This is a genomic window from Paracoccus sp. C2R09, from assembly GCF_018860625.1.
Lineage (GTDB): Bacteria > Pseudomonadota > Alphaproteobacteria > Rhodobacterales > Rhodobacteraceae > Paracoccus.
Genome location: NZ_JAHKQB010000001.1, coordinates 1 through 13,603, shown reverse-complemented (window position 1 = coordinate 13,603; position 13,603 = coordinate 1). Strand labels below are relative to the sequence as shown.

At 65.1% G+C, this 13,603-nt stretch carries 10 protein-coding genes; 4 read left to right on the top strand and 6 right to left on the bottom strand.

Annotation, left to right across the window (positions count from 1 at the left end; translation table 11 throughout):
• Positions 1-3 precede the first annotated feature (3 nt).
• Complete coding sequence (locus KO490_RS00055) at positions 4-1,305, bottom strand: TRAP transporter large permease (RefSeq protein ID WP_216017358.1); 1,302 nt, start codon at positions 1,303-1,305, stop codon at positions 4-6.
• The gene (locus KO490_RS00050) at positions 1,302-1,829 is read right to left on the bottom strand and encodes a TRAP transporter small permease (RefSeq protein WP_216017357.1); all 528 of its coding nucleotides are present in this window, start codon (positions 1,827-1,829) and stop codon (positions 1,302-1,304) included. The genes KO490_RS00055 and KO490_RS00050 overlap by 4 nt, the downstream gene beginning before the upstream one ends.
• A gap of 209 nt (positions 1,830-2,038) precedes the next feature.
• Here KO490_RS00050 and KO490_RS00045 point away from each other — a divergent pair, with 209 nt between their 5' ends.
• Genes KO490_RS00045 through uxuA form a run of 4 tightly spaced genes read left to right on the top strand, consistent with a single transcriptional unit; the run spans position 2,039 to position 6,730 of the window.
• Entirely contained in the window at positions 2,039-3,019 is a 981-nt protein-coding gene (locus KO490_RS00045) for a TRAP transporter substrate-binding protein (RefSeq protein ID WP_252726910.1), read from the top strand.
• A gap of 16 nt (positions 3,020-3,035) precedes the next feature.
• Positions 3,036-4,820, top strand: a complete 1,785-nt coding sequence (locus KO490_RS00040) for a glycoside hydrolase family 2 protein (RefSeq protein WP_216017356.1) — start codon at positions 3,036-3,038, stop codon at positions 4,818-4,820.
• Complete coding sequence (locus KO490_RS00035; protein WP_216017355.1) at positions 4,817-5,557, top strand: FCD domain-containing protein; 741 nt, start codon at positions 4,817-4,819, stop codon at positions 5,555-5,557. Before KO490_RS00040 ends, KO490_RS00035 begins: the two co-directional genes overlap by 4 nt.
• Before the next feature lie 18 nt (positions 5,558-5,575).
• Positions 5,576-6,730, top strand: coding sequence for a mannonate dehydratase (uxuA, locus tag KO490_RS00030; protein ID WP_216017354.1), 1,155 nt, complete (start codon positions 5,576-5,578; stop codon positions 6,728-6,730).
• Here the strand turns inward: uxuA and KO490_RS00025 are convergent.
• The 4 genes from KO490_RS00025 to KO490_RS00005 all read right to left on the bottom strand — a co-directional run bounded on the left by KO490_RS00025 (position 6,724) and on the right by KO490_RS00005 (position 13,242).
• Positions 6,724-10,188: an error-prone DNA polymerase gene (locus KO490_RS00025; RefSeq protein WP_216017353.1), complete on the bottom strand. Its 3,465-nt coding sequence runs from the start codon at positions 10,186-10,188 to the stop codon at positions 6,724-6,726. The two genes, uxuA and KO490_RS00025, sit on opposite strands and share 7 nt — an antisense overlap.
• A complete protein-coding gene (locus KO490_RS00020) occupies positions 10,185-11,618 on the bottom strand; it encodes a DNA polymerase Y family protein (RefSeq protein WP_371822250.1) in 1,434 nt (477 codons plus the stop codon). Before KO490_RS00020 ends, KO490_RS00025 begins: the two co-directional genes overlap by 4 nt.
• Positions 11,619-12,261: 643 nt before the next feature.
• A complete protein-coding gene (locus KO490_RS00010; protein ID WP_216017350.1) occupies positions 12,262-12,783 on the bottom strand; it encodes a hypothetical protein in 522 nt (173 codons plus the stop codon).
• Between the two features lie 54 nt (positions 12,784-12,837).
• Positions 12,838-13,242 (bottom strand): hypothetical protein, encoded by a 405-nt coding sequence (locus KO490_RS00005; protein ID WP_216017349.1) that lies wholly within the window; start codon positions 13,240-13,242, stop codon positions 12,838-12,840.
• Between the last annotated feature and the right edge of the window lie 361 nt (positions 13,243-13,603).

Below are 13,603 nucleotides of genomic sequence, written 5' to 3'. Positions count from 1 at the left end.
ATCTCAACCGTAGTTTACCAGCCAGCGCGGCAGCGCCAGGCTTATTTCGGGGATGAAGGTCACGGCCAGCAGCAGCACGATCATCGCGGCATAGAGCGGCAGCATCGGGCGGATCACCCGCTGGATCGGAACGCCCGCGACCGAACAGCCGACGAACAGCGCCGATCCCACGGGCGGCGTGCAGATGCCGATGGACAGGTTCAGCGTCATCATGATGCCGAAATGGACCGGGTCCATGCCCAGATCCTGCACCACCGGATAGAAGATCGGCGTGAAGATCAGCAGCGCGGGCGTCATGTCCATGAAGGTGCCGACGACCAGCAGCGCGGCATTGATGATCAGCAGGATCACGATCGGGTTGTCCGACAGCGACAGCAGCCAGTCCGACAGCGCGAAGGGAATGTCGCCGTAAGCCATGGCCCGCGACATCGCGATGGACGTGCCGATCATCAGCAGCACGATGGTCGTGGTGATCGCGCTTTCGAGGAAGATGCGCGGCATGTCCGACAGCTTCAGTTCCCGGTACCAGACCAGTGCCAGGAACAGCGAATAGATGACGGCGACGGCCGAGGCCTCGGTCGCGGTGAAGATGCCCGCGATGATCCCGCCCATGATGACGATGATCAGGCCCAGCGGCAGGATCGCGTCCAGCGTGCGGTGACGGACCTCGGCCATGCTGGGGCGCAGGGCCAGCGGGTATCCGCGCTTCTTGGCAATGATGCCCGCGACGACCATCAGCGACAGGCCCAGCAGGATGCCCGGCAGGTAACCCGCGACGAACAGGGCTGAAATCGACGTGCCCCCGGTGATCAGCGAGAAGACGATCAGCGTGGTCGAGGGCGGGATCAGCAGGCCCGTCGGGCTGGAGGCGATGTTGACCGCGGCCGAATATGCCGGATCGTATCCCTCCTTGCGCTGCAGCGGCGCCATGACGCCCCCCACGGCGGCAGCCGATGCGACGGCCGACCCCGATATCGCGCCGAACATCATGTTCGCGATGACGTTGCAATGCGCCAGCGCGCCGGGCAGGCGACCGCCCAGGACCTTGGCGAACTCGATCAGGCGCAAGGCGATGCCGCCCCGGTTCATGATGTTGCCCGCCAGGATGAAGAAGGGGATTGCCAGCAGGGTGAAGCTGTCCAGACCCGACACCATCTGCTGGGCGACGATGAAGATCGTCTGGTCCAACGACATGAACAGCAGGAAGGTCAGCGCCGCAGAGATACCGATGGAAAAGGCGATGGGCACGCCCAGCACCATCATCGCGGCAAAGCTGCCGAACAGGACGATTGCGGCGGAATTCATCGCTTGCTCTCCTCGGTGTCGGCCATCTCGACCGAGAGTTCGTCGGCGGGCTTCAGGATCTCCTCGCCCTGCGCGATGCGCAGCAGGTTGCCCCCCGCATAGGCCGTGATGATCGCCCCCGCGACCGGCACCGCGCCATAGACCCAGCCCATCGGCACGCGCAGCGACGGCGAGATCTGCCCCGATGCCAGCGTCTTCAGGACCAGCTGCGACCCGCCCCAGACCATGACGATCAGCGCGAATGCGGCGATCAGCAGGGTGATGGCGGCCTCGGTCGCCTGCCGCTTGCGGCCCTTGACCGACATGGGCAGGAAATCGATCGCGAGGTGACGCCCCTGCCCGTAGGTGAAGGCCCCGCCGACCAGCGCCAGCCACATGAAGATGAAGCGCGCCAGTTCGTCGGTGACGGTCGAAGGCGTGCCCAGCACGTAACGGCTGATCACCTGCCAGCTGACACAGGCCAGAAGCACGGCGAAGGCCAGGATGATGCCGCTGCGCAGCACGAGATCCGCGACCCGTCTCATGCCGGCCTCGGGTGGCGAAGGGTTCTGTCGGTCATGCTGCGCGCTCCTCCCGCAGGGTTCCTCTGGATGGCGGGAAGATGAACCTCATGATCAAAGTGGTCAACCAATTTATCAAACTGGTTGACAAGAACCCGGATTGGCGGATCAAATCACGCCACGACATTCACGGGCACCCGACGGTGCCGCGCATCTTATCGGGAGGGATAGGGATGAAGATCGCCACCAAGCTGGCCGCAGGCACCGCGCTTGCACTGCTGACTATGACCGCCGCCGCACAGGCCAAGACCCTGCGCCTGAACCACAACAACCCCGAGGACCACCCCGTCCACATCTCGATGCAGAAGATGGCCGACGAGGTCGAGGAGGCCACGGGCGGCGATCTGAAGATCCGCATCTATGCCAACGGCCAGCTGGGCACGCAGCGCGAATCCACCGAACAGGTGCAGAACTGCTCGTTGGACATGGCGCGTTCGAACGCAGCGGAGCTGGAAGCCTTCGTGCCGTCCTATGCCGTGTTCAACCTGCCCTACATGTTCGCCAGCGAGGAACATTTCGACAAGGTGATCACCGGCGACATCGGCAAGCGGATCCTGGAATCCGGCATCGAGAACGGCATCCACGGGCTGGCCTACTATACCGAGGGTGCGCGGTCCTTCTATACGAACAAGGCGATCAACTCGCCCGCCGATCTGGAAGGCATGAAGATCCGCGTCCAGCCCAGCCCCTCGGCGGTGCGCATGGTCGAACTGCTGGGCGGCAACCCCACGCCCATCGGCTGGGGAGAGCTGTATTCCGCGCTTCAGCAGGGCGTCGTGGACGGGGCCGAGAACAACCCCACCGCGCTGACCACCGCCCGCCATGGCGAGGTCGCCAAGCACTTCTCGTTGGACGAGCACACGCTGATCCCCTCGGTCGTGTTCATCTCGAACTGCGCATGGGACGGGCTGAGCGCCGAAGAACAGGAAGCCCTGTCCACGGCCGCCTACAATTCGATGGTGTCCCATACCGCCGCCTGGAAGGAGGCCTCGGACGCCGCCATCGAGGAGGCGCAGTCCGAGATGGGTGTCGAGATCCACGAGGTGGACAAGGCCCCCTTCATCGAGGCCGTGCAGCCCATGTACGACGAGGCGAAGGAAGCCAATCCCGAACTGGGCGAGCTGATCGAACAGATCCGCGCCTCGGCGGAATAAGGAAGGGGGGGACGCCATGCTCGAACGTTCGGATCTGGCCGAGAATGCCTTGGCGGCCCTGCATGACGAAGCCTATGATCGCGCCTATGACAGGCGCGATCTGACGGCGCAGGGGATGATCTTCACCGGCGGGCGCGATGCGCGATCGCTGGACGGGGACTGGAACTTCTGCGTCGATCTGCTGGATACCGGGCTGCGCCAGAAATGGTTCGCCATGCAGCCCGGCGATCCCGCCGACCGGATCGAGCCCTGGGACTACGATCCCCATATGGGCGAGACCGTGCCGGTGCCGTCCAACTGGCAGATGCTGCAGGACCGCTGGTATTTCTTCGAAGGCGGGTCCTGGTACACGCGCCCGCTGGATATCGAACCCGACCCGGACGGCCGGCTGTTCCTGCGCATCGGGGCTGCCAGCTATGACTGCAAGGTGTTCCTGAACGGCGAATATCTGGGCAACCACCTGGGGGCCTCGACGCCATTCTTCGTCGAACTGACGGATCACGTCCGCGAAGGCCGCAACTGGCTGATGCTGTTCGTGGACAACCGCCGCCGCCCCGACCGCCTGCCGATGCAGAACACCGACTGGTTCAACTATGGCGGCATCTACCGCGAGGTATCGCTGTATCGCACCCCGCGCACCGTCATCCGCGACCTGTTCGTGACGCTGGCGCCGGGCCGTTACGACCTGATCCGCGCCGAGATCGAGGTCGAGGGCGCGACCGAGGCGCATCTGCGCATCGAGGGCCTGATCGACCGCACGATCCCCCTGACCGATGGCCGCGCCGTGGTCGAGATCCCGGCCGAACCGCGTCTGTGGTCCACCGACGACCCGCATCTGTATGACGTCGAACTGACCGCGGGCCCCGACCGCGTGACGGACCGCGTGGGTTTCCGCCAGATCGAACGCCGCGGGACCGAGATCCTGCTGAACGGCAGCCCGATCTGGCTGCGCGGCATCGCGGTCCACGAAGACGACGAGAAGCTGGGCAAGGTCACGAACCACGACGACCTGACCCGCCGCTTCGACCACGCCAAGGCGCTGAACTGCAACTTCATGCGGCTGGCGCATTATCCCCATCACGAGGACGCCTCGCGCATGGCGGATGAGCGTGGCATCCTGATCTGGGCCGAGATCCCGGTCTATTGGGCGATCGACTTCGCCAATCCCGCCACGCAGGCCGATGCCCGCAACCAGCTGGCCGAGCTGGTCCGCCGCGACCGCAACCGCGCATCCGTCGTGATCTGGTCGGTCGGCAACGAGAACCCCGATACGGACGCACGGCTGGACTTCATGTCCGACCTGGCGGCGCTGGCCCGCAGGATGGACCCGACCCGCCTGATCGCGGCAGCCTGCCTGATCAACCACAACACGCTGAAGATCGAGGACAGGCTGGCCGAACATCTCGATATCATCGGGATCAACGAATATTACGGCTGGTACGACGAGGATTTCGACGATCTTGAAAAGATCGGCCGCAATTCCGACCCCGACCGCCCCGTGGTGATTTCCGAAACCGGCGCGGATGCCGACATCACGCCGCAGGGCCCCAAGACCGGCCTGTTCTCGGAAGCCTACCAGGCCGAGATCTATCGCAAGCAGATCGCGACGCTGTCGAAGCTGGATTACGTCAAGGGCATGTCGCCCTGGATCCTCTATGATTTCCGGACCGAACGGCGTCAGGGCATCTTCCAGCGTGGCTGGAACCGCAAGGGGCTGATCGCCGCCGACAAGACCACCCGCAAGCAGGCCTTCGCCATCCTGGCCGATTTCTATGCCCAGCGGGCGGCGGGCAAGGCATGAGCGTCACCCCCCAGCGCCGATACCAGGATGTCGCCGCCGAATTGCGCGACCTGATCCGGGCCGAAGGGTTCCGCCCCGGCGACCGCCTGCTGACCGAACGCCAGATCGCGCTGCGCCTGGACGTGGGCCGCAGCCTGGTGCGCGACGCGATCATCATGCTCGAAGTCGAGGGGTTGGTGCAGGTGCGCCAGGGCTCGGGGATCTACCTGATGGAGCCTGCGGCCCCCGCGACCGTGTCGGTCGACGATATCGGCCCGTTCGAGCTGCTGGAGGCGCGCATGGTGATCGAAAGCGCGGTCGCCGGTCTGGCCGCGGCCACCGTGACCAAGGCCGACATCACCGCCATGCGCGATGCGCTGGACCAGGAACGCCGCAACATCGAGGGCGGCAGCGACGATTACTCGGGCGACCGACGCTTTCACCTGCTGATCGCCGAGGCGACGCAGAACGGCGTGCTGGTCGGCACCGTGACCGACCTGTGGGACCGCCGTCGCGGCAGCCGCATGTGGGCGCAGTTGCACAGCCGCATCTTCGATCACGCCTATCGCAATCGCTGGCTGGACGATCACCAGGAAATCCTGGACGCCCTGCGCGCCCGCGACAGCATGCGCGCCCGCAAGGCCATGAGCGACCATATCGGCAATGTCAGCGCGACGCTGATGCAATTGTCCGACCCCGACGATCCGTCCTTCGACGGCTATCTTTTCTCGACCGCACGCGCCCGGCAGGCGCTTTGATTTGACGGAGATATTGAAGTGAAGCAGACTTGGCGTTGGTTCGGGCCGAACGATGCGGTGACGCTGGCCGATATCCGGCAGGCAGGGGCGACGGGCATCGTGACCGCATTGCACCATCTGCCCAACGGCGCCGTCTGGCCCGTGGACGAGATCATGGCCCGCAAGCGCATGATCGAGGAAGCCGGTCTGACCTGGGACGTCGTCGAGAGCATTCCCGTCCACGAGGACATCAAGACCGCGGCCCCCGGTTGGCAGTCCCATGCCGATGCCTGGGCGCAATCGGTCCGCAACCTGGGCGAATGCGGCATCCGCACGGTCTGCTACAACTTCATGCCGGTGCTGGACTGGACCCGGACCTCGCTGGCGCATGAGCTGCCCGACGGGGCGCGCTGCCTGCGCTTCGACGCGGCCGATTTCGCGGCCTTCGACATCCATGTGCTGGAACGCCCCGGCGCGGATGCCGACCACCCGGCCGAGATCGTGGCCGAGGCCGCCCGCCGGGCCCCCGGCATCAACCGCGAGGCACTGACCGGCACCATCCTTGCAGGGCTTCCGGGGTCCGAGGAAAGCTATACGCTGGATCAGTTCCGCGCGCGGCTTGCGACCTATGACGGGATCGACCGCGACGCGCTGCGCGAAAACCTTGCGGCCTTCCTGCGCCATGTCCTGCCCGCCGCGACCGAAGCGGGGGTCGTCCTGGCGATCCATCCCGACGATCCGCCCCGCCCGTTGTTCGGTCTGCCCCGCATCGTGTCCTCGGCGGACGACATGGATTTCATCGCGGGCATCGACGACAGCCCTGCCAACGGCTTCACCTTCTGCACCGGATCCTATGGCGTGCGGGCCGACAACGACCTGCCCGCCATGCTGGCGCGTCACGGGAACCGGGTCCATTTCCTGCATCTGCGCGCGACGCTGCGCGAAGACGACGGCCTGTCCTTCCACGAGGCCGCGCATCTGGAGGGCGACGTGGACATGGTCGCCATCGTGGCCGAGGCACTGCGCATCCAGAAGGCGCGCGGAGTCGAGCTGCCCTTCCGCCCCGATCACGGCCACCAGATCCTGGACGACCTGACCCGGCAGGGCGGTGCGCCCGGATACCCGGCCATCGGGCGCCTGCGCGGCCTGGCCGAGATCCGCGGCATCATGCACACGCTGCGCCGCCTTCAGTGAAAATCGCGACTGGGGAACAGGCGTCGCGCCTGGTCCCTGGGATGCATGGCCGGGGCACCCTTTCCCCGGCCTGAATGCTGGCCCTTGCGGGGCGCATCGTCCGATTGCGACAGCGTCTGCCCCACCTGCGCCTCCAGCGGGTGACCCAGTTCGACCAGCCGGTCCGACATGTCCTCGATCCGGTCCGCGATCAGGTGGACGACGATCCCCTCGCGCTGGATGCGGCCCGTGACGCGCAGCAGGCGGCCGCCCATCACCTCTTGGCGGAAGCGTTCATAGACCTTGGGCCAGACCACCACGTTCGACACGCCCGTCTCGTCCTCGAGCGTCAGGAAGATCACCCCGGATGCCGTGCCGGGCCGCTGCCGGGTGATGACCAGCCCGCAGACCGAGACGGTGCGCAGCGGCCCCTGCCCCAGCAGGTCGTTGCGCGTCAGCCCCGTCAGGCGCGGGCGCAGCAGCTCCATCGGGTGCGCGCGCAGGGTCAGCCGGGTCGAGACGTAATCCTCGACCACCTCCTCGCCCAGATGCATATGGGGCAGGATCGTCTCGGGTTCTCGGATGCCCTCTCCGTCCATCGGGTCCGAAAACAGCGGCAGGGGCTTGGGCGATCTGATCGCGCGGGCATGCCACAGCGCGTCGCGACGCCCCAGCCCCATGCCCGCGAAGGCATCGGCCTCGGCCAGCCGCTCCAGGACCCTGGGCGCGATGGCCGCCCGCAGCCAGATGCTCTCGGGGTCGGGATAGCCGTTGCCGCGCGCGCCCGCGATCCAGTCGGCATCCTCCTGTCGGAAACCCTTGATCTGGCGAAAGCCCAGCCGCAGCGCCAGCGACCCGTCATGCCGGGGTTCCAGCGTGCAGTCCCATTCGGAATGGTTCACGCAGATCGGCCGCACCTCGATGCCGTGATCGCGAAGGTCCCGCACGATCTGGGCCGGCGCATAGAAGCCCATCGGCTGCGAATTCAGCAGCGCGCAGGCGAAGACCGCCGGATGGTGGCATTTGAACCAGGCCGAGACATAGGTCAGCATCGCGAAGGCCGCCGCATGGCTTTCGGGAAAGCCGTAATCGGCAAAGCCCTCGATCTGGGTGAAGCACTGTTCGGCCACCTCGCGGGGGTAACCGTTGCCGATCATCCCCTGCACGAAGCGGTCGCGATGTTCGCCGATGGTCCCCATGCGCCGGAAGGATGCCAGCGAACGGCGCAGGCGGTCGGCCTCTTCGGCGGTATATCCGGCCCCCACGATGGCGATCTGCATGGCCTGTTCCTGAAACAGCGGCACGCCCAGCGTCTTGGCCGTCACCTTTTCCAGTTCGGGGCCGAAGGGTTCGGGGGCCTCCAGCCCCTGCCTGCGGCGGATATAGGGCTTGACCATCCCCCCCTGGATCGGGCCGGGGCGCACGATGGCCACCTCGATCACCAGGTCGTAGAAGGTCGCGGGCTTCATCCGCGGCAGGAAGTTCATCTGCGCACGGCTCTCGACCTGGAAGACGCCCACCGCATCGGCGCGCTGCAGCATCCCATAGGTGGGGGCGTCCTCTTGCGGGACGGAATGCAGGGTCAGGTCCGGGCCACCGTGACGGCGCAGCAGGTCGAACCCCTTGCGGATGCAGGTCAGCATCCCCAGCGACAGCACGTCCACCTTGAGGATATGCAGCGCGTCGATATCGTCTTTGTCCCATTCGATGACCGTGCGCCCCTCCATCGCGGCATTCTCGATCGGGCACATCTCGTCCAGGCGGTCCTGCGTGATGACGAAGCCGCCGACATGCTGGGACAGGTGGCGCGGGAAACCGACGATCTGGCGGATCAGGCCCAGCGTCAGCGACAGGCGGTGATCGTCGGGGTTCAGCCCCAGCGCGCGCACGCGGTCCGGGTCGGCCCCGCCATTGGACAGCCCCCAGATGTCGCCCGACAGCCGCGCGGTCACGTCCTGGGACAGGCCCATCACCTTGCCCACCTCGCGGATGGCGGCGCGGCTGCGGAAATGGATCACCGTCGCGCACAGCCCCGCCCGGTGGCGGCCATAGCGGTCATAGATCCACTGGATGATCTCCTCGCGGCGCTCGTGTTCGAAATCGACGTCGATATCGGGCGGCTCTCCGCGGTGCCTGGAAATGAAGCGTTCGAACACCATGCCGATCATGTCGGGCGACACGTCGGTGATCCCCAGAAGATAGCAGATGATCGAATTGGCGGCAGATCCGCGCCCCTGGCAGAGGATGCCCCGACGGCGGGCCTCGGCCACGATGTCGTGGACCGTCAGGAAATAGGCGGCATAGTTCAGGTCCGCGACCAGATCCAGCTCGCGCGCGACCAGCGCCCGGACCCGCGGGCCGGGCCCCTGCGGGTAACGGTTGGCGATCCCCTCGTGGACCAGCCGCTCCAGGCGGGCCTGCGGGGTCTCGTCTTTCGCGATCTCGTCGGGATAGTTGTAGGCAAGCTGGGACAGGTCGAAATGGCAACGCGCCATGATGCGCAGCGTCTGGGTCATCGCGGCGGGATAATCCACGAACAGCCGCCCCATGTCGCGCGCGCCCTTCAGGCGGTGTTCGGCATTGGGCAGCGCACGGGTGCCGATCTCGTCGATGGTGATGCCATGGCGCAGGCAGGTCAGCACATCGGCCAGCTGCCTGCGATTGGCCCGGTGCATCAGCACGTCGCCCACCGCGACCATCGGGGCCGATGTGGCGAAGGCCATGCGGGCGCAGGCGGCCATCCATGCCCTGTCCGACCCGTCATAGCGCGGAACCGCCCCCAGGAAGACATTGCCCGGAAACCGTCGCTGCATCCGCAGGACAGGGCCTTCGGCAGTCGCAAGATCATCTGGCGGCAGGGCGATCAGGATGATGCCCCGGCACCATTCCTGCAGATCGGCAAGGTCCAGGTGGCATTCCCCCTTGGGCGCGCGCTGCTTGCCGATGCTCAGCAGTCGCGACAGGCGGCGATAGGCGGCGATGTCCGTGGGCAGCGCGACCCATTCGACCGGGCAGTCGCGCAGCACCAGCCTGCATCCCACGATCAGCCGTGGCAGGCTTTCGGCCACGGGCCGTGGCAGGTCCACCGCCCTGCCCACCTCCTGCCGGGACGAGGTGTCGATGCGGATGGTCGAACGCACGCGCAACCCTTCGACGACCTCCTTCTCCAGCGCCTTCAGCGCCGAATGGGCCCGCACGACGCCCGCCAGCGAATTGCGGTCGGTGATGGCGATGCCTGCCAGCCCCAGCTCGACCGCGCGCAGGATCAGCTCCTCGGGATGCGATGCGCCCCGCAGGAACGTGAAATTCGTCGTGACACACAGTTCGGCATAGCCCCCCGAGGGGGCATCGCCCCCGAGCGCGCCCGGCGGGGCTCGATGCCCCGCCGGGCGCGGCCCCTTGCCGGACGCCGGACCTTTCGTCGGATCGGCCTTACCCTCGGCGGACACACCCGTTCCCTTGGCATCCAGTTCCGTCATCCGAATTCGCCCTGCACGAACCACGCCATCTCGCGCGGGGCATGGAACAGCCACAGGCGCCGTCCTTCGTCCGTTTCCACCTGCCAGTAATCGCGCAGACCGGGCTGGACGGCCACGTCTTCGCGCCACCATTCGGGGGTCAGCCGCTCGGGGCCCTCGGCGCGTTCGGCCGTCACGGGAACGCCGCGCCAGCGGAACCGGGCGGGCGGGGCATTGCCGCTTCCCTCCAGCGGCTCGGGTGCGAACAGCCGGATGGGACGCGGGCGCCGGGCCGGGCGCGGGGGACCGATCTGCGGCAGGACCGGGTGCCCCCCCGCCGGCAGGACGGCAAAGCCCCGTTCGGGCGTGTGGCTGTCACCCGGCGCGAAATGCTGCACGGCCTCCAGGCTCAGCCGCGTGCCCAGCCTGCTGATCAGCACCCCCAGATTGTCCGCACCTTCGGCCAGCCCGCCGATCTGGCGCAGCGGCAGATGCTCGACCTGATCGGCCACCAGCCTGACCCGGTCGATCCCGAAGCCTGCATCGACCTCGCCCAGGCGCAGATCGAACAAGGGCAGGATGGCCTGCGCATCGCGCATGGGCGTGGCCAGTCGCAGCGCGATCTCCTGGCTGCCGTGATCCACCCGCCGCAGGATCGCGGTCACCTGTCGGGCCCCGGCCTCATGCGCCTTCAACTTGTCACAGAGCCCGTCCAGCAGCCTTTCGATCGCCATCCGCAGATCGTCCACCAGCCCGATCGGTTCGGGCAGGGTCAGACGGATGCCGAAATGAGGGGCCTCGGCCTTCGGGGTGACGGGTTCGGGCAGATCGCCTGTCAGCTGGTCCAGCCGCATCAGCACTTGCCGCCCCAACCGCCGCGCCACGGGCCCGCGCCGAACCGCCTGCAGCCCCGCAACGTCCCGGATGCCCAGCCGCTGCAGGGCCACGATATCGCCCTGATCCAACCGCAGCGCCTCGACCGGCAGATCCGCGATCCCGCAGCCCGGACGCCCGAAGCGCGCAAGCCCCCAGGCCGCCCCGCGCGAATGCGCCAGACCTGTCGCCAGCTCGATCCCTGCACGCCCGGCCCAGTCGCGCATTTCTGCCAGCAGCCCCTCCGGTCCACCCCACAGATGGACCGAGCCCGTGATGTCCAGAACCAGGCCGTCCGATCCATCCAGCCCCACCCAGGGGCAATAGCGCGTCGCATGACGTCGCAGCGCCTCCAAAAAACGCGCATCCGCGTCGGGACATCCGGGCCTGCTCACCAGTTCGGGGCAGAAGGCGCGCGCATCGGCAAAGCTCATCCCACGATGCAGCCCCACCACCTCGGCCGCTTGGTTCAGGCAATGGATGCGTTCCGCATTGTTCCGCTTCGACGTCACCGCGAAGGGTCCATCCGTCCGACACCCCCGCAGCGCCCGGTCCGATGACAGCCGGGGAAACCACATGCTGATGATCTGCCTTGGCACTCCTTGTCTCATCGCCCCACCTGTTCACTATTTGTTCTTGTTATTCGCAGGACCCGACATTTGTCGAGTCCCCGACCTGCCCTCCGGGAACGCCCCTTGGTTCAGTGGAGATCTTGCTTACCTGGTAGGAGCGGACGTGCCGAGGAAAAGCCGCTTTGCTGAAAAGGAAGCACCGTGACCCTGGTGCGGCTGCTTACGCAGCGCCAGGAACCTGACCGGGCCCACCACGTCGTCCCTATTCTCAAAACCGGAGGAATTCAGACTGTCCCGTTGAAGGGCTTTGTTATGCTATGCGCGAACTGCCATCGGCTGGTACACAGAAAACGCAGCATCTGCCTGAGATTGCATGAGCTGAAGCAGCACCGGAAGAATGCTGCCTCATTGCCTTGATGAAAATCGAATGGACCGCGTGTGCATGCTTACTGGCGGCATACTCTGCCATCCGGCCATGGTCGGATGGCAAACCTGTCAATATCATGCCTCCGCCCGCGCATCAGTCAGATACCGCGCCCCATACGGAAACAGCCGGTTTCTGCGCGCGAATTGGGCCTATTGCGCCATGACCTCTCTTACCGGCCGTGGTACCGGCAACGACAAACTCATCAGGCCCAAGGCAGCGCAATCATTGGCTGGCAGGGTTGGTATCAACAGTTCTCGCGAATGGCGCCATGATTGGCATTTCTCTACGTAATTCAATTGATGAAATTCGTATGTCGGCCTCGGGCAGGGTCATGCGCAAATCATGGCGTTCGCCTTCGAACTTGACTGTGGCTGGCCCGCCCAGCCCGCTCCAAAGCACGGTTGCTGTCGGATAAAGCCATTGGTCTTCGTCGATCTGCTCGGCCTTTACCGTAAGAGCCTCTGCAGTAGCCAGCGCCTGAATTTGCTCATGAGAACTTGAGGTGATGGTGACCAGTTGGCCCGGCTTTGAGCGGATGCCCAAAGCTATCATCGAGCTCGTAATAAGCGATCCCCCAAACGCCATCATTAGCAGAAGCAAGATGATCACGGGTGCCATCATCATAAATTCGATTGGGCGAGATCCGTTCGGCGATTCAACAAGGAGATGTAGCATCACTCCAGTTCCACAGATCGCAACCGCACCCAAAAGCAAATCTGGACCGTCAACTGACTGCCAAGTCATTGCCACTCCCGCTATCAGAAGTGATCCAAATAATAATCCGATTGCAAACTTAAACTAAGCGTCGAAACCTGCGACCCAAAAACGCCCGCCATTTTTCCGTCTCTGAACGCCATCTCGAATGAACAGTACAGGCTGAATAACGATATAGCTGTAAACTGTCAGCACACCGATTAGCATGACCAGAACAAAAGAGACGGCAAAGGTGCTTACTGCCTGAGATACGCTCTTAACAGGGAAGCTGATGCCCTCGGATATGCAATACCAGACGAGGACGAGGAAGCCGCCAGTAAATGACAGCTTACTGCCGACCGACAGGGCATTGTTGATCGTCGAGAGACGATCGGGCCTTACCGGAGCCTTTCCTTGTAAGACGGGCTCAGCGTTCGGGGCACCGGATGACATCACCGTCGCGCATGAAGGCAATAGCGCCTTCCATTTTGATTGCTTGGATAGCGGCATTGCTTGCCTTCTTGTCCATGGCGGACTGATCCGTCCTGGCCATGGCTTGTGCCATCCTGTTCGACAACTTTTAGCATCAAGTTCTATTCGTTTCCGCGCAGCAGATTCCGTTGGAGAAGGAGTGGCTACCGATTGCGTCCCGCCGACATTTGGCCAATATGACGATACTCGGCAGCTCTTCGATCATCTCCCGAAACCCCGGCTTTTCGCCTTCTGCGACTATGGCCCCCCTCGGAAGGAGGGTCAATCGCCCACCCTGCGATCCTCAACGGGCTCATCCAGCGCGCGTATCACCAATGGACTTGCTCTGCCCCCTGAAAACTGGACCGTTTGAAACTGGAGTTTTCGGCTAACCTTCCCT